Raw genomic sequence first — 16107 nt, 5'->3', positions numbered from 1 at the left:
ATGTGATATTTTAGAAGGTGACGATGTTGGAAGCAAGAGTACTAATTGTTGAAGACAATGAAGATGTTCGTGAGCATATTAAAACCATTATCAATACACAAGCAGATTTTACCGTGGTTGGAGAGTGTGGTAATGGCAATGAAGTTTTAGACTTGGTAGAAAAATATCACCCTAATATCGTTCTTTTAGATATAGAAATACCGAGCAGGACTGGAATAGATGTAGCGAAAGATCTAGCCGAATTAAAACCCGGTATATTCTTAATTTTTATTACGGGGCATTCTGAATTTTGTCTGACAGCATTCGAAATAAAATCACTTGATTATATACTAAAACCATTTACAGAGGAGCGGGTTATTTCTTCTCTACTGAGGGCTAAATCATTCTTAAATTGTTTGAATCCGGCTTTCGTTAATATGTCTCGTATTTCTATAAAGACAAGAGGGGGAACTATCATTTTTATTGAAGCCAAATCTATTTCTTACATAGAAAAAGTTAAAGGTATAAAGTATATTAGCATTTATACTGACCATGGTTACTACAACATCACTGAGACTTTGAATGATATAGAGGCCAAGCTTCCTGAACAATTTTACCGGTGTCATAAATCATTTATTATTAACCTGGAACGGGTGAAAGCTTTGGTACGGGATGGGCTGAACACCTTTCATGTTTTATTGAATAATAGTAAACAAAAAGTTTCTGTTAGCAAATATCATTACGATGAATTGATAAAAAAGTTGAATAGCTAATAGTCCAATTGACTGCCAAGAATGCAACATATTGTATTTGTATCCTAAAAGGATGATTTTTGATACTGGGAGAATGATTCAATGACAGTATTTTATGGTAGGATATAAGCAGAGTAAAGCTAAGTAGAAAAGGTTATGTAAAATGAAATTTGTGTTCTGGAGGTGATATATAACCTAAAATCCCGCCCAAATTATACCTGCACGGGCTCCTTGACGGCAAAAGCTTTATAAATCGCTTTTTGTTTGGTTAGAAGGAATAAGATGCACTGGCCGTTGATGTGTTGAACCCGAAGTTTAGACAAGATGAGCAGTAGCTTTTTCATCGTCATATTCTTATATAAATCCTTGTTTAACATCACTTTGTGCAAATGACACATGAGGATGAGTGCAATAAAACCGATGAACACTTTATTTTGCATACTGTCATCCCGATGTACGCGGGGGCGTCCCAAATCCAGTTGGGTTTTCAAACGGAGAAATCCTTTCTCCACCACATCTTTCCGGCGATAAATGGAGAGGGCTTCCTTCGCATCGGAAACGTCATTGCTAAGAACAACAAGCCACACCCTACTGTTTCCAGTTCTTTCGCCACGGCCTCTTCGCGAATGTTCACCGTATAGCCGGAAGACAACCAGGAACAAGAGCCGCAATCGATAGTGAACAATATAATAGTCTAAAATATATAAGGAAGGTGAATATATTGATAAAAAAAGTTGTATTTTTAATTTTTGGGTTAATGATACTGTTTTTAGGATTCACTAAAATTAGTTTTGGAGGAGACAAGTATTCGGAAAGAGAATACAAAGTTCAAAAGCAAGTTATTGATACATTTGTTTTAGACGTTAATGATTCAAGAGATAATGAATCAAAAGACAGTAAATTAAAACCTCTTTTTATGAGGGATATTTATGATGATGAGATAGCGCAAGAAAGTCATGAGACAAGAGTAAAAATAGCCAAAGCTATTAATATTTTATATAAAGAAAAAGAAATAAGAGAAGGAGATTTTAAACCAATGATATTCCTTAAAGGTAACACTAATGTTCTAATTGCAGTTAAACATCCTAATAACACTATCAGTCTTACTGACTTCGACATTTCTAACAAAGAGCCGGTTGAAGTTGATAAGCAAGTTAAAGAAATGAAAGACAATAAACAACAACTAGACTAAGAGGTGAGTATATTCCATATAAAGGGGATTAATGAACTCAAGTTATCTTGCACACCAATTTGATGATTTTGGGTATAATTGTCATGTAAGTGGTATTTTAAAAAATGAAGGGAGAGTAGAGTACTATGAAATTTAAAAAAGTGGGAATTTTACTTATCTTAAGTCTGGTTTTTTTACTATCAACCAACGCAGCTTATGCAACAACTTATTACTACCTTAGCAGTCCCCAAGAACTTGAGGCTTATGGATATGGTGCTGATTGGTCGTCTAAATTAACTGCGGTAGTAGCATCTTCGGGAATTGCCAATGTCACTGGAGTAAAATCAAGAGCTCAGGTATATAAAAATGGGATAAAAGTAGTGGATACTTCGAAATCTGATGATACGAGTCCATATTCAGTTTCCTTAAGTGGTTCTGAATCAAGTAGCTCTTACTCAAATAGTTGGAGTTATAAAGATTCTTCTTAAAATACAAAATACATTATAATAGGTATTAATATCATTGCAATGTTGATCAAAGACGGCTAGGAGTACTTTTGTTTCAAGGTATCATGCTAGTGGTGGCAAATAATGAAATTTAGGGAGTCATATTAAGATAATTAAAAATTATAGCTGGAGGTTGAAATTATGTTAAAAAGACTTAAATTGCGTTTTACGTTCGTATTAGTTCTAGCTTTAGTACTAGGAATTGTATCTAGTGCTACTGTTTATGCATCCAATAATGACAGTAAGAATAGTATTGTCAAAAAAACAGAAAAAAGACTAGAAGCTGCTAATAACGATATTAAAAGCACTTTAAAACTGGATAATATTTTAAATGACTATAAACAGATCGATTTCCCTAATGGAATTGACTTCAATAAAGACTTAGATATTGCACAAGAATTTGATGCTTTAGATCAGTCTCCAATTGGTTCTACTATGCCAATATTTTTATTAAAAAATGATTTATCAGAGATTATGGTTTTATATAAAGAAGGAGATGGAACAAATGTTATGAAGTATGCAAAAAGAGTGAATGGTAATAAATGGGCGGAGGGAGAAAAAAGAATAAAAGGTGCTCCGATTTTAGACATTAATACAATAAAAGATGAATAATGAAACAAAGACATTATTGTAATATTTAATCACCAGTTGTCCAAATGGTGTAAGGTTTCAGCTGGAAAGGTATTTATATTAAACCTGGTTTCGCAGAACCAGGTTTAATATTTTTTGCCCAAAAAATTATAAAATTTAGAACATATGACTCATATTCCGCACCCTGAATACGCCGAGCCAGATTGTGCATTTTGACCGCTGAGATTGTGCACGCAGACCGTTGGAATTGGGCATAGTTTCCGCACCGATTGTGCACTCATGATCCGCAAGTAAAAAACGCTCTGTATAATGGATTTATGTGCTGAGAATCTAGCGCAAATAATCCATAGGAGGTCATATGAATGACCAATTACAGAGAAATCTTGAGGTTATTTAGCCTTGGGATAACAAAAAAGGACATAGCGGCCAGCTGTGGGTGTTCAAGAAACACCGTCACAAACGTCTTGCAGCGGGCTACAGCGTGTCGGCTAAGTTGGCCGTTGCCTGACGAAATGACCAACAAAGAGCTTGCCATGAAGCTGTTTCCATCTGGGGAAGCAAAGCCAACGTACAAAATGCCGGATTACGAGTATATCCATCGTGAGATGGCCAAGAACAGTGTTACGCTTAGTCTACTGTGGGTTGAATATTGTGACCAATGCCGCGAAGCGGGTGAAATCCCGTACAAATCTACTCAGTTTAACAAATACTACAGCGATTTCGTCAGAAGTACAAAAGCAACCATGCATATTAACCGCAAGCCTGGAGAAATCATGGAGGTAGATTGGGCCGGTCAATATGCGCACATTGTAAATACTGATACAAGTGAGTTAATAGATGTTTCTGTCTTTGTTGCTGCCCTTTCATACAGCGGCTACGCCTACGTGGAGGGGTTTCTGTCACAGAACCAAGAGTGCTGGATTACCGCCCATGTTAATGCCTACAACTACTTCGGTGGTGTTACACGCATTCTCACCCCGGACAATTTAAAGACCGGCATTACAAAGCACTCACGAAGCGAGATTACGATCAACAAGACCTATCAGGAATTAGCGGAACACTACGGAACAGCTGTTATCCCTGCCCGGGTAAAAGCCCCTCAGGATTATCTTGAATTCAAGATAATCAGGATAAAGCTGCTGTAGAAGGGACAGCGGGGCAGGTAACATCCCACATCATCGCCAAACTGCGCAACCGTCAGTTCTTTGATCTCAATGAGATGAATGCGGTCATCAGGAAGGAACTGGATCGTTTTAACCACAATAAATTTCAGAAGAGAGACGGAAGCCGTTATTCTATATTTATGGAAGAAGAGTTCCCAGTCATGTAGCCTTTACCCCAATATCCTTATGAATTCGCGCAATGGAAAACTGCTACCGTGCAACTAAACTACCATATAGCGATAGATTACCAGAATTATTCCATCCCCTATGAGTACATTAAGAAAAAAGTAGATGTAAGATACACCAAAAACATGATTGAAGTCTTCTACAAAGAGGTTCCCGTATTTGCAGCCATAAGCACCTTTACGGGAGACGTGGGCAGTATTCCACGGTAATTGACCATATGCCGGCAAACCACCAGCGTTACAGTGAGTGGGATTCTGCACGTTTCCTGAAATGGGCTGCAGGTATTGGGGATTCCACAAAAGAAGTTGTGCAAAAACTGTTTGATTCATACCGGGTAGAGGAACAGGCTTACAAGGGTTGCCTGTCCCTGTTAAAACTGGCAGACAAATACTCGCCTGAACGCCTGGAAAACGCATGCAGAATAGCACTTATCCGAATTCCCAACCCCCGGTATAAAAATATTAGACTGATACTCGAATCCGGTCAAGATAAAAAGGGGGATGGAACTCTCCAATCTTATTCCTCATCATCCAATAAGTATGCCTGCGTAAGAGGTGCATCTTATTATGGAGGTGGAAGCCATGAAGAATGAGACAACAAGGAAGCTGAAAAACATGCGTCTTCCGGCATTTGCGGAAGCTTATCAAAAGCAGGTTGAGAACGAGACGGAATATCAGTCATTATCTTTCCATGAAAGGCTGGCGCTTTTAGCAGATGCAGAATTCGATTCCAGACATAACAATAATATCAGGTGTCTGATTAAGAATGCTAAATTCACAAATTCATCCGCTTTTCTTGGAAATATTGAGTATCTCCCAGACAGGCATCTGAACCGTGATCTTTTGGAAAGCCTGGCCGATAATGAATATATCCGTCAGCGCCTGAATGTCATCCTTATAGGAGCCACTGGATGTGGCAAAACATATATTTCTAATACACTTGGTGTCAATGCCTGCCACGCAGGTTATAAAACGAGATACATCCGCCTCCCCGAACTGTTCAGCGAATTTGAAGCTGCACGGGTTCAGGGGAAATATCAGCAGCTCATGAAGCAGTATCAGAAATATTCCCTGATGATTTTGGATGAATTTCTCCTGATTCCTGCATCTGATACAGAACAGAGGGACTTGCTTGAACTGATGGAGTCCCGATGCGGACAATCGTTTACTATCATCTGTTATCAGTTTATTCCTGAAGGTTGGCACGAAAGACTGGGAGATAGCGCCCTGGCCGACTCCATTCTGGATCGGATTATACCATCAGCGTATACCATGATAATTGATGGGGATGTTTCCATGCGTCAGAGAAAGCGACGGATACCCGAATAATATGACCCAATTAAGGAGCCATCCAAAGGGTGGCTCCCACCATCAACTCAATGGCTCTATGTTACGGATTAGGTGGCTCTAATTCTGAAGATTTGGTGGCTCCGCCACCACGTAATATTCAAACAGTTCCTGCTTTTGCTTCACAGGATCATAACTTTCATCCAGGAGGATATGTCTGCAACTGTTATAGCGATCATGATGTTTTAAGCGTAGAGACTATTCTTAATCTACTTGGGATAGATTTGTAGCTATATACATATTCTTTCAATTTATATAGTCTAAAAGTTAATTTAGGTATCGATATTGATGTAAATATATTGATAATTTGTATTGATATTTATTATTGTCCATAATTATTGAATTATAGATTTCATTATTAAACTCAGTAAGTCAAGGGGTCGGAATGTGAGTTTCAGAAAGAAAGGAGTCATATTTGTGACTCCTTTCTTTTCACCGCTTGACCGTCGTCAATTGCTGTTGCATATAAATGTACCCCGGAGTGTTTTGTCCGGGGTACATTTATTATAGTTTTAATTATGATGTAGATTATTTAAATTTAATAAAAAAGTTTTCTTAATAATTCGTAGATGCGTAGGAACCATCCGTGTCTGTCTCCCCGTTATGTTTAACTTCATGAAGTCCCGATATTTCCCAAAGTTGGCTCCCAGCTTTATTTGAAGCTCCACACGATGATGTTATTTGCCTTCCACTTCCTTCACTTACTGCATCATTCACCCATTCTCCATCTCGCCAAAGGATAGTAGCCGCACCAATGTAATCGGCGGATACATCGCAAGTAGTTTTTGAAGACACTGTTACCGTAAGAACACCTGTACTAAACCAACTAGTGCCCCCACATGTCAGAGCATATGCAACACTGGTTATACTTAAAAGCATAACTAAGGTTATATTTAAAATTATAAATTTCTTTCTATTCATCCCTATTTATCCCCCCTATCAACTTTTACATCTTTAACTTGTTCATCAAGTTTTAATGGTTTATCTCCCTTTGATATATCAAACTTGTAAAGAATAATGGTGTTATCAGAATGTTTAACCGCAATTAATGCTTTGTCATTTCCCTTGTTAAGGAAAATCATTGGTTTAAAATCTCCTTCTGAAAACTCCTTTTCTTTCTGCAAACTTAAAATAGCCAAAGCTACTTTACTTCGTATTTCCTTACTTTCTGTTGCTATCTCATCATCGTAAATATCCCTCATAAATTGAGGTCTTAAAGCATTAGATTTTAAATCATTAGCCAAATCAAATGTATCAATAACTTGCTGTTGGACTTCGTGTTCTTTTGGTGAATATTTACTACCTCCAAAACTATAGTTGGAAATTCCCGCCAACAACAGAACCATTATCCCTAAGATGATAAACATTTTCTTTTTTTTCAAAGCAATTCGCCCTCCTTTTTTTAAACAATATAAACTACTTCAACTACTCAATATGCTTCAATAAGTACCACCTCTATACAAATATTAGAGGTCTGACTTTCCGTCCGCTACAATAATCTCAACGTCATGTAACTATTCAAGTACCATCGGCCCCCTAACCCGGCAAGCCTGGTTGCATTTTATCACCAATAACATGAGTTTTTAATCCTGCCTTGGGTCAAGGTCCCTCATTTAGCAAGCCATTTGCTCGCCAGGATTGCCAAACGTATTAGCAACAACTGGATATGCAAGTATGGACATCCCATCTTAATGCTCGAAACGTTCGTCGAACAAGACCGTTTCCAAGGTATTTGTTATCGAGCTGCGAATTGGTTACGTGTCGGTCAGACCCAAGGGCTAAGTCGTCACGATAGGAATCGCACGTTACAAGTACCGGTACCCCCTTGTTACCAATAATTATACACTAATTCTATCGGCGTTTTAGGTCTAATTATGGACATGTTGTGACATAAGTTATGGCTAAATATTATAAATTTTTACATTAAAAAGTTAGTATGACAAAAATAAAAGGCAACATTTCCGCTTTTATTTCTCCTACCATTTAATTGCTGACTTAACCATCCCCGCATATTTTCGGCTAACAAGAGCTTCCTTCTTTACACCATGCATTTTGGCCAGATATGATTTATCACCCCAGGGAATCATTTTCTCTAATTTATCTGGGTTTATAATAAAACTTTTATGAGTTCTGATAAAACCTAGGCTTTTCAGTTTATCTTCAAACTCGTTTAATGTTCCGGACACGATGTATTCATTATTTACTGTTTGAATTTTTATCTTTTTTGCAAGTGGAACCTTTTCAATAAAAATAATACTGTCTATCTCAACGGCAATTATTGAGTCCTTAGTATTGATATTTATTCTTCCCGAATATCTTGTTTTGCGAGATAATATTTTCCTAAGTCGCCTTATAGTAAGGCTTACTCTTTCCGGCTCAACTGGTTTTAGCAGGTAATCCATGGAACCGGCTTCGAAAGCATCCAGTGCATATTCATGATGAGCTGTTACTAAGACAATAATAACTCTACCGTCAAATTTCCTCACTAAGTCCATCCCTGAAATTCCCGGCATAGATATATCCAGAAAGGCTACTTCAGGTTGCAGTTTTGATATCATTTTCGTGGCTTCCCAACCATCTGAAACCTCTCCGATTATTTCTATGTCACTTTCCCGGCTTAACAGATTCTTTAAATATCTCATCTCTACCGGATTGTCTTCGGCAATAATTACTCTCATGAATGTCCCTCCGAAAAATAAGGGGACAGTGATTGTGAAAGTTACTGTCCCCTTACTAATAATTACCAATTTATTTCAGCAGTTCTTCAGGAACTTCCGGCTGATATAAGGTGCATAAACTGGTGGGATGAATTCCGATAAATGCTGTCAAACTAGCCAGGCAAACAATCATGCTAAGAATATATCTTTTCATAATAACCCTCCTTTCCCTGGATATTTTTATAACAACTTGTCCAATTTTCCAATAAATCTTTGTCCGGACCAGGTCAGTGTGAATGTGTGAAATATAACCGCCATACTGCAGGCCCACATTATATCTTGAGAAAACCTCCAGTAACTAAAAAAAATGAAATATACAACAACTATAATACAGGAGATAATTTTTAAACATCTTCTACGCTTCTCACTTTTGATGGGTTTTTCTTTTACATCTACCGGCGCCAGTTTATAGAAAACCATAAATGCAAGTCCCAGGCCAAACCACAGCACTGCTTGTACCGGCAGGGGGGATAAAGAAAGATACGTGGCAGTTACAGCAATAGTTAAATAAATGACCAGAGTATTAATCAGGCATTTATAATATGCTGAGCAGTGTGGGCCTCCCGAGGGCAGCCTTAGAAGTGCGGAACAGAGAAAAGCGGCTGCAAACTGGTTAAAAACCCCCAGGAATAAGGGTACTACAATATAAATTATTAATTTGAAAAACCCACCGATTAATACTTCCAAACCATATGAGATTATAGACACCCTACTTTTATCCAGATTCAGCTCACTGCCCAAATACCGGGCCAAGCATACCGACCAAGTATGAATCATAATTAATCCTCCCGCTTAGGAAGAATAACGGAAAAACCTTTTGCTTCCCGGTCGTAAAATACCCTGCCGTCGTATTCATTAACTGTTTTCTTAACCAGCACCAGACCGTAACCTCTCCCGGTACCTTTCGTAGAAAACCCCTCTTTAAATATATCCTGTTCAATTTCTTCGTTAATTGGCGGACCGGTATTTTGTATTAAGAAATGATAGCCGGTATTCGTTTCACTTATTTCAAAGCTTATTATTTTTCGGTACTCTGTGCCACACTCCATTACCGCATCTATGGCATTGTCTAAAAGATTTCCAAATACTGTTGTTACAGCGGTAGGGATGATATTGAGATACATTAAATTACTCTCAACTTTTAACTTAAAGGTAATGTTTTTAGCACTTGTGAGGTTTTTCTTATTTTGCAGGAGTATCCTAATGTATGGGTTTTGGATATTCAAAATTTGGCTGTTGAATTTACAATCAACGCCGATATCCTTAATGTAACCAACGGCCTCATTGTGTTCACCGGTAACAATCAATCCATAAATGGTCTGTAGATGATTAATAAAGTCATGTCGTTCACTACGCATTATCTTTAATGCTTCTTCCGTTGATTTTAGACATTCATTCTGTGTACTTACTTTCTCATGTATAATTTCCACTTTGTAGATCCATTTAGCTATGAAAAGACATATCCCGAAGTTTAATACAGCCATTATTGATATTAACACATCAGATGCGGTCATTTGATTTTCATAGAAGTTTATTACCCTAGCCGCCAATAAGGCTAAACAAGTTTCAATTAATAATAAGACTGCAAGTTGTTCCATGGTTTTTTTGGCTGTCATTTGCATAATCACAACTCCAAATTCCCTCTACAACGGACTATATGTATCTTTCTTTTATATATAATTAGAGTTATTAAAGACCAAACTAATAAATGCGGCCAACCAATTAAGGTTCTCATCAAAGGGTCTTGCCAGATTTGTTTGGGGGTAAGGTTTAACTCAATCTGGAATAGATATAAAATTGAATTCTCCAAGGCTATTAATGTACCAGAACTTATCAACGTCGCTATCAGGGCATGTTTTGCTTTTAACCTTAAAATAATCATAAAGAACAGAAAAATAATTGCTATACCAATAGCAGTATGCATTCCAAATGGGAAAGGCAACATCCTTATAATGTATGAGGACAAAACAAAAAAAACGGTTGCCAATATAACTCTTATTACGTTAATTTTTTGCCCCAAAGCTATCAATCCGAAAGAAAAAATGAGGTAGGCTTCCGGCAATGAGTAAAATATTATGCTAATTAACGGCATTTTATCCATATATGTACCTCTTTTCTTTAATGTATTATCTCTTTAACATCAATATCCTCCTTCAAATCCCCATCATGCCCTTTTTTGAACCTAAAATGCACTTTTTATTTACTATCAATAGAATTGCATTAAACATAAAAAAATAAATGTTTACAATTAGCTAATTAGGAATATTTATGAAAGTCGGTATTATGACCGACAACAACTATATATGTAGTAGAATTCCCAATATGTTATATTTATGAACTAAACAGAAAAGTATGGTTTTTTAGCTGTCTCTAAATAATTCAATGTTTTTCCAATGTCGTTTTTCTTTTTATTTTACTACCTTTTGTCGATATTTCATTAAATTACAAAAACTACCACTCTAAGTAGTAGTTTAGTATTTGTAAGTTATTTTCGCTATATATATAATATTTTCCTGCATACTAAATAAATATTTATAAGTTTTGACAAGTTAGATATAAGACCCCATTATTTCCATTAGCACGTGTTATCTTCCTGCTGGTTAATTGATAAGGTTTCTTTCAAACCTATCGACTCGACTAACACAGGCGAAAAAAATCATAAACCGCCACAATGAAGCGGTTTATGACCTATCCTTGCTGTGAAGTTAGGATAGGCTTAATAACTGACAAATTTTTCTGTATCCAACATATTCTAAATGTACTTCTGATAGTTATAAATATTATTCCCAACTTCCGCATTATAAAATTTAAGACTGCCAGATAATGGTGCATAAGCAATGTTAATTACAACCATAAAAATAAGTGATCCATAAAATGGGAGGATATTCCCCTTTTGTGTCGAATCCTTACTACTAGTAAAAAACTATTAGTGAGGGATCGTTATGGACTTACAACCTATTTTAGAACAACTGGCCAAATTACCGCCTGAAGCGTTGATGAAGATAATGCCCGAATTAAAAGTAGAAGTTCCGAAGGCAAATCCCTCAGGTGCAGTACTCATCGGTGTTTTTTTAGCTAGAAGCCTTGGCATCGGTAAAATAATTGACGATTTTATTGATGAAGAATATGTTACTTATGAACATTTACGTGAAGAAAGATCCAATGGTTCTAATTGTCGGGTAAGCACTGGTCTAGCATGTGAAATAATGATAGGCGATATGCTTGGCAGAAATAAAGACCTTACCCGTTTATATAAATTTGAAGAAGCTTGTGAAAATTGGCAAGTTGAAACAATACTCGGTATACCGGCCAAAAAATTTAATGATGACAAAATGGGCAGAGCCCTTGATACTTTAAACTCAAATGCAAAATATATGGCTAATGTATTGCAAGATGTTGTTTTATCGGCATCCAAGAGATTTGATATTCCACTTAACACTTTTTACAACGATACATCTTCCGTTCCGGTCTATGGTGATATGGAAAATAACGATAAGGTTCAATATGGATACGGGGGCATGCCGGGTTTAAAACAATTAATCCTCAATCTTACTATATCCGCTGGTGCATCTTTGCCGGTAACATCCACAATTGACCCCGGTAATGTTCAAGGTGGCAATACTTTTGAGCGTTCATTTGAGAAGGTCAAGGAAATTACCGACGGCCAAGAATTTGAGATGATTATTGATCGTGGTATTCTGACCCAAGATAACATGCATTTGATGCTCACCAATAGCAACAAAAAGGCGTTATTTATTGGCCCACTTAAGGACGAACTATCGAAAAATTGGGTTTTAGAGCAATTAGATAACACTGAGAAAGATGATTTTGTTTCTATTGAATATCGCTCAAAAAAAGAAATAGAAAGAAATCTAACCAAACACTACGTGGCATTTGAGACAGAATATACATTTAAAGTAGAAATCGATCCTCTCTCAAAAGATAAAAAGGATAAAAAGCGTCGTAAAAAAGGTGAGCGAAAATTTGTAATCCATACTATTAGGGCAATTATTTATTGTGATTTGAATAAAAAACCTAAGGAAGAAGAACGTCGTCAAAAACGTATAACCAGCACTGAAGATGCCTTAGTAGAACTCAATAGCAAGCTCAACAAACGCAACTTAATTACCAAGGAAGCCTGTGAAAAGGCGGTAGATAATATTTTCAAAGGGCAACCTGAAATGCGTAGGCTGTTCAATGTAGAAATTGGGCTAAATCAGCACGATGCTCTTGTTATGTCCTGGTCAAAAGATGAAGCAATAATTCCTGAACTAGAGAAAACTGACGGTATTTTTGTGCTTTTAACCAACCACGATAAAGAGAAAGTTGATGCTAACGAACTTCTCACCCGCTACCGGAGTAGGAACGATATTGAAATCAGTTTTAGATTTTTGAAGGGTTCCCTTGATTTACAACAGGTTTTCCTTCGTAATCCGGAAAGGGTTGATGCCTATTGCTTTTTAAAAGTATTGGCTATGCTCGTGATTAATTTAGCCGCCTGGTTATTGGCTAGAAATTACAAAAAAATGTCTACCCAAAAATTACAGAAAGAACTTGGTGACCTAACTATATCAGAGCAAAGGTTGCAACCTATTGGTGTACGTCATTGGAATGGGACGAATATTCCTAATAGCATTGATGTATTGGTTAATCTGTTTAATTTACCCCATCCACTTGAGTTAATAGAGATCATTAATTCGTCAATAAATTTTTCGTATTATATTGAGAAATGGTTTAATGATAATTTAAAAAAATAACGTTTGGTAGCAATTTCTAATTTAAAAATCTCTAAATGCGAAATCTGGGATACATAGCGAAAATAAAGAACTATATGTTAAACTACTACCTTACTGGTAGCACTTTTACAATTTACGGGTTAATCAACAAAAAACAGCAAAGTTTAAATTATAATGATACTGAAAACATCAGGAAAGTAGTTATTGTCTAATAATTTAGACTGCGGAAAACCGTAGAATAAAAGTACAGTTATCAGTACAGGATATCGTAGCTATTCAACTACCTATCCTTTTAGGGTTCAAAACTATCCTTTTGGGAAATTATGCAGGAATGGAGGAGGCGAACCAGTATTTTATGTCAATAAATGAATTAATCATAACATTGATACTCATTTCTATTCCTCAAAGCCTTGTTGTTAGAGAAGAAAAATGTTTTAGTCTATGGACTGGAGTATATTATATGTTCATTAGTTAAAATTCTTAGCTTGCTCCTTGGCTCTTGGATATTAGGCATCTTTCCCGAAGCGATAGCTTTCTTGCTAACATAGCAAGACGTATTGGCGATGCTATTCCGTTAGTATGATATAACATTTATATTTAGTTTCATGGCTAAATATTTTTCATTATGGACGATGAGTAATGGCATTTGGTTGCAATTAGCCGGGATATTTTCAGTGATTGCGATGTACCAGTTTGCTCCTAATAACACAATTATTGGATTCAATGGGAGCTCCACCCGCTTTTATATATTACGTGTGAGCTCCATCTTTTTTCCGATTATTTGGTACATAGTTGTTCAAATATTAGAAAATGAATTATCTTTAATTCAAGCATCAGCCTATGGCTTGTTGTGGCAATCAATAACTGTGACACCGGTTGGTAATAAGTTATTTCACTGTTTAGATTGTATAGTTGAGGGAGGGGACAATGGTTATTAATTTAATTTTTTTAAGGGATGTAATTATTTTATTGTCTTATACAGTAGTTATTTTTTATTTAACACCGCGCGTAGTTCTAATAACCACTGGCTTAATATTATTTATTAGAACAATATACTATCTTTCAAAAAATTATGTTAACGAAAAAAGCTTTAGAAGAGTATGTGATTCATTGCCTAACAAGCTAAAAAACTCAAATGAGAAAATAGATATTATCAAAAAATATATTCTCCATACAAAAGCATTCAAAGGAATATTTGTAGGAATTATTTCTATAATATTAGGATATTTTAATGTTCCTCTTTTCAAAAATGAGTTAGAACAGTTTTTACTAGGCAATTATTTCCCTCTGCCAACGCTGATAATAACGGTAGCATTAATTAATAATCTTAATTATAAAAATGATTTAATAATAATAAAAAGAAAGTTAAGTGGGGATTCAACAATATGGCTAGAATTAACATTAATATTATTAGCTGTGGTGATTCTAATAGCTTTAACTAGTAGAACGATTCCTAATTAACATGTCAATGCTCGAAAAAATTTGGAAAGAGAAAAAACATTCTCTCCAAATTCTTACCGGAGCCTGTCCTTAGTAAAATAATTCCACAGAATATGACCGTAGGGATCCGAAGACCAATACAATGTTGGTAAAAGACGGCAGGTATATGGACTCGTATATACTTAAAAACAACCATGGAAATACGATGATAAATTGTAAAACAGCTTAATACAATCCGGAGCCGTATACAGCTGTGGATTAGTATATATTTTCTCGAATTTACAAAGTATTCGGCGATTGGGTAGGAAGGCAAAGCGTTACTGATAGTGCTGAAGAAATTTACCTTTCCAGCGAAGATACTTGAAATGGGAGCAGATAAATTAATGTCTGTTGAAGGCAAGATAAAATATGGACTGTAAGTAAAAAACGAGCAGAAACATTCATGAAAATGGTACGTTTAAGTATGGGGGGAGAACTTTGACAAAAACACTTGCTATAACAATAGCGATTATTTTAGTTTCCGCTGATCTGTACTTTGCAATTACTCCAATTCCTAAAAGAGAAAAGATTTTAATTCTTATTATTCTTGGTGGGGTTTCTGCATTATTTTTTTTGTATAAGTGTATATTTTAGCTTTTACAAATACTTGAACTTTGCTCGTAAGAATTTGGAAAGAGAAAAAACATTCTCTCCAAATTCTTACCGAGGTCTGTCCCTAGTAAAATAATTCCAATTACGGGGGGGGTAAATGCTTGAGGGAAAAGCTCATGAGCAGTTCTTATGGGGAGGGGCTGGAAACGGGTCAGAACTGATACCGCGCCAGTCCTTTACCCGACAAGTCTTTTTTAAATGTACCAAGAGCCTCTTACGACTTCAAAAAGAATTCCAATCCATTTCTTATGATTTAATGATCAGTCATACAACAATTGTATTCACTCGGTACATTATGCTTTCATGGCAACAGCGGTGTAGTACTGACGATCGAATTTTTGGGGGGCTTTTCTATAAGCTCTGCGACAAAATTAAGGATCTGGATTGGGTTATTGCTCTCCAGCAATTATTAAAGTTGACAAATGATGTTATAAAAATACCAATAGGAAAGTCACAAACTTAATAAAAAGTCAACTTCAACAATGGATCACCGGCTTACCTAGTAGAACGATTCCTAATTAGCATATATAAATGTTCTTTAAACAATGGGGTTTGTGAGAGATTAAATTATTACATAATACTTAGGAATCGTTCTACTAGTGGTTCGCTTGCTGTGACTGGAGGCACCTCAGCTGTGGTACAATTTGAAAGCATGAGTGGCTCCGGATGGTCATTTGCTGTACAATTGTATAACGTGAATACTGGCAACTATACTGCCGTTCATATTGTGACTTCGAGCAACCCGTCTACTACTCTTACGGATTTGATTGATGGAAACTTTAGAATATACGTTGTTAATACTCAGTCTGGAACATCTTGGTCCGGCACTATCTACATGTTGTATACATATCATGGTTAAATTGGTGTGA

21 protein-coding genes and 1 pseudogene are annotated in these 16107 nt (G+C 36.2%); 14 read left to right on the top strand and 8 right to left on the bottom strand.

The features are described 5' to 3' along the window. Positions 1-23: 23 nt before the first annotated feature. A complete protein-coding gene (locus DTOX_RS02000) occupies positions 24-752 on the top strand; it encodes a LytR/AlgR family response regulator transcription factor (RefSeq protein WP_015756063.1) in 729 nt (242 codons plus the stop codon). Between the two features lie 191 nt (positions 753-943). Here the strand turns inward: DTOX_RS02000 and DTOX_RS01995 are convergent, their stop codons facing one another. Continuing rightward, a complete protein-coding gene (locus DTOX_RS01995; protein WP_042315273.1) occupies positions 944-1318 on the bottom strand; it encodes a hypothetical protein in 375 nt (124 codons plus the stop codon). A gap of 134 nt (positions 1319-1452) precedes the next feature. Here DTOX_RS01995 and DTOX_RS21185 point away from each other — a divergent pair, with 134 nt between their 5' ends. The 7 genes from DTOX_RS21185 (at position 1453) to DTOX_RS01970 (ending at position 5676) form a co-directional block, all read left to right on the top strand. After that, complete coding sequence (locus DTOX_RS21185) at positions 1453-1923, top strand: hypothetical protein (protein ID WP_015756062.1); 471 nt, start codon at positions 1453-1455, stop codon at positions 1921-1923. Positions 1924-2048: 125 nt separating this feature from the next. Further along, entirely contained in the window at positions 2049-2390 is a 342-nt protein-coding gene (locus DTOX_RS01985; protein WP_015756060.1) for a hypothetical protein, read from the top strand. A gap of 159 nt (positions 2391-2549) precedes the next feature. Further along, the gene (locus DTOX_RS01980) at positions 2550-3020 is read left to right on the top strand and encodes a hypothetical protein (RefSeq protein ID WP_015756059.1); all 471 of its coding nucleotides are present in this window, start codon (positions 2550-2552) and stop codon (positions 3018-3020) included. A 341-nt stretch (positions 3021-3361) separates the two neighbouring features. Further along, positions 3362-4144, top strand: a complete 783-nt coding sequence (istA, locus tag DTOX_RS23990) for an IS21 family transposase (RefSeq protein ID WP_242652513.1) — start codon at positions 3362-3364, stop codon at positions 4142-4144. Positions 4145-4377: 233 nt separating this feature from the next. After that, on the top strand, positions 4378-4557 hold the full coding sequence (locus tag DTOX_RS23985; RefSeq protein ID WP_242652511.1) for a Mu transposase domain-containing protein: 180 nt from the start codon (positions 4378-4380) through the stop codon (positions 4555-4557). Positions 4558-4565: 8 nt separating this feature from the next. Then, positions 4566-4940 (top strand): hypothetical protein, encoded by a 375-nt coding sequence (locus DTOX_RS23980; RefSeq protein WP_242652509.1) that lies wholly within the window; start codon positions 4566-4568, stop codon positions 4938-4940. Next, on the top strand, positions 4930-5676 hold the full coding sequence (locus DTOX_RS01970) for an ATP-binding protein (RefSeq protein ID WP_015756058.1): 747 nt from the start codon (positions 4930-4932) through the stop codon (positions 5674-5676). Before DTOX_RS23980 ends, DTOX_RS01970 begins: the two co-directional genes overlap by 11 nt. A 573-nt stretch (positions 5677-6249) precedes the next feature. Here the strand turns inward: DTOX_RS01970 and DTOX_RS01965 are convergent. After that, positions 6250-6615 (bottom strand): hypothetical protein, encoded by a 366-nt coding sequence (locus DTOX_RS01965; protein ID WP_015756056.1) that lies wholly within the window; start codon positions 6613-6615, stop codon positions 6250-6252. A 2-nt stretch (positions 6616-6617) separates the two neighbouring features. Further along, positions 6618-7076, bottom strand: a complete 459-nt coding sequence (locus DTOX_RS01960; protein WP_015756055.1) for a hypothetical protein — start codon at positions 7074-7076, stop codon at positions 6618-6620. A gap of 204 nt (positions 7077-7280) precedes the next feature. Between DTOX_RS01960 and DTOX_RS25190 the strand changes: the two genes are divergently transcribed. Then, positions 7281-7532, top strand: coding sequence for a Druantia anti-phage system protein DruA (locus tag DTOX_RS25190; protein WP_083773342.1), 252 nt, complete (start codon positions 7281-7283; stop codon positions 7530-7532). A gap of 138 nt (positions 7533-7670) precedes the next feature. On the opposite strand, the gene DTOX_RS01955 is transcribed toward DTOX_RS25190, so the two are convergent. The 5 genes from DTOX_RS01955 to DTOX_RS01940 form a co-directional block, all read right to left on the bottom strand. Then, positions 7671-8372 (bottom strand): LytR/AlgR family response regulator transcription factor, encoded by a 702-nt coding sequence (locus DTOX_RS01955; protein ID WP_015756054.1) that lies wholly within the window; start codon positions 8370-8372, stop codon positions 7671-7673. Between the two features lie 70 nt (positions 8373-8442). After that, positions 8443-8565 carry a cyclic lactone autoinducer peptide gene (locus tag DTOX_RS21905; protein WP_015756053.1) on the bottom strand — a complete coding sequence of 41 codons (123 nt, stop codon included), beginning with the start codon at positions 8563-8565 and terminating at the stop codon, positions 8443-8445. A 26-nt stretch (positions 8566-8591) separates the two neighbouring features. Continuing rightward, the gene (locus DTOX_RS01950) at positions 8592-9188 is read right to left on the bottom strand and encodes an accessory gene regulator ArgB-like protein (protein ID WP_015756052.1); all 597 of its coding nucleotides are present in this window, start codon (positions 9186-9188) and stop codon (positions 8592-8594) included. A gap of 2 nt (positions 9189-9190) precedes the next feature. Next, a complete protein-coding gene (locus tag DTOX_RS21180) occupies positions 9191-10033 on the bottom strand; it encodes a sensor histidine kinase (RefSeq protein WP_015756051.1) in 843 nt (280 codons plus the stop codon). A gap of 2 nt (positions 10034-10035) precedes the next feature. After that, positions 10036-10512: a hypothetical protein gene (locus DTOX_RS01940; protein WP_015756050.1), complete on the bottom strand. Its 477-nt coding sequence runs from the start codon at positions 10510-10512 to the stop codon at positions 10036-10038. Positions 10513-11353: 841 nt separating this feature from the next. Here DTOX_RS01940 and DTOX_RS01935 point away from each other — a divergent pair. The 5 genes and pseudogenes from DTOX_RS01935 to DTOX_RS01920 all read left to right on the top strand — a co-directional run bounded on the left by DTOX_RS01935 (position 11354) and on the right by DTOX_RS01920 (position 15701). Then, entirely contained in the window at positions 11354-13168 is a 1815-nt protein-coding gene (locus DTOX_RS01935) for an IS1634 family transposase (protein WP_015756049.1), read from the top strand. 389 nt (positions 13169-13557) lie between these two features. Next, positions 13558-14085 (top strand): annotated as a pseudogene (locus tag DTOX_RS25535) (accessory gene regulator B family protein). After that, positions 14075-14608, top strand: a complete 534-nt coding sequence (locus DTOX_RS01925; RefSeq protein ID WP_015756048.1) for a hypothetical protein — start codon at positions 14075-14077, stop codon at positions 14606-14608. Before DTOX_RS25535 ends, DTOX_RS01925 begins: the two are co-directional and overlap by 11 nt. Positions 14609-15064: 456 nt before the next feature. Continuing rightward, positions 15065-15220, top strand: coding sequence for a hypothetical protein (locus DTOX_RS22745; protein ID WP_157862820.1), 156 nt, complete (start codon positions 15065-15067; stop codon positions 15218-15220). A 115-nt stretch (positions 15221-15335) separates the two neighbouring features. Next, the gene (locus DTOX_RS01920) at positions 15336-15701 is read left to right on the top strand and encodes a hypothetical protein (RefSeq protein ID WP_042315265.1); all 366 of its coding nucleotides are present in this window, start codon (positions 15336-15338) and stop codon (positions 15699-15701) included. Positions 15702-16107: the final 406 nt, after the last annotated feature.

Source organism: Desulfofarcimen acetoxidans DSM 771 (assembly GCF_000024205.1).
Lineage (GTDB): Bacteria > Bacillota > Desulfotomaculia > Desulfotomaculales > Desulfofarciminaceae > Desulfofarcimen > Desulfofarcimen acetoxidans.
This window is presented reverse-complemented; position numbering and strand designations above follow the sequence as displayed.

Excerpts from the sequence above, each read along its gene's own strand:
- DTOX_RS02000 (WP_015756063.1), top strand. The coding sequence starts at position 24 with ATGTTGGAAGCAAGAGTACTAATTGTTGAAGACAATGAAGATGTTCGT.
- DTOX_RS01985 (WP_015756060.1), top strand. The coding sequence starts at position 2,049 with ATGAAATTTAAAAAAGTGGGAATTTTACTTATCTTAAGTCTGGTTTTT.
- DTOX_RS01980 (WP_015756059.1), top strand. The coding sequence starts at position 2,550 with ATGTTAAAAAGACTTAAATTGCGTTTTACGTTCGTATTAGTTCTAGCT.
- istA (WP_242652513.1), top strand. The coding sequence starts at position 3,362 with ATGACCAATTACAGAGAAATCTTGAGGTTATTTAGCCTTGGGATAACA.
- DTOX_RS23980 (WP_242652509.1), top strand. The coding sequence starts at position 4,566 with ATGCCGGCAAACCACCAGCGTTACAGTGAGTGGGATTCTGCACGTTTC.
- DTOX_RS01970 (WP_015756058.1), top strand. The coding sequence starts at position 4,930 with ATGAAGAATGAGACAACAAGGAAGCTGAAAAACATGCGTCTTCCGGCA.
- DTOX_RS01965 (WP_015756056.1), bottom strand. The coding sequence starts at position 6,615 with ATGAATAGAAAGAAATTTATAATTTTAAATATAACCTTAGTTATGCTT.
- DTOX_RS01955 (WP_015756054.1), bottom strand. The coding sequence starts at position 8,372 with ATGAGAGTAATTATTGCCGAAGACAATCCGGTAGAGATGAGATATTTA.
- DTOX_RS21905 (WP_015756053.1), bottom strand. The coding sequence starts at position 8,565 with ATGAAAAGATATATTCTTAGCATGATTGTTTGCCTGGCTAGTTTGACA.
- DTOX_RS01950 (WP_015756052.1), bottom strand. The coding sequence starts at position 9,188 with ATGATTCATACTTGGTCGGTATGCTTGGCCCGGTATTTGGGCAGTGAG.
- DTOX_RS21180 (WP_015756051.1), bottom strand. The coding sequence starts at position 10,033 with ATGCAAATGACAGCCAAAAAAACCATGGAACAACTTGCAGTCTTATTA.
- DTOX_RS01940 (WP_015756050.1), bottom strand. The coding sequence starts at position 10,512 with ATGGATAAAATGCCGTTAATTAGCATAATATTTTACTCATTGCCGGAA.
- DTOX_RS01935 (WP_015756049.1), top strand. The coding sequence starts at position 11,354 with ATGGACTTACAACCTATTTTAGAACAACTGGCCAAATTACCGCCTGAA.
- DTOX_RS01925 (WP_015756048.1), top strand. The coding sequence starts at position 14,075 with ATGGTTATTAATTTAATTTTTTTAAGGGATGTAATTATTTTATTGTCT.
- DTOX_RS01920 (WP_042315265.1), top strand. The coding sequence starts at position 15,336 with ATGCTTGAGGGAAAAGCTCATGAGCAGTTCTTATGGGGAGGGGCTGGA.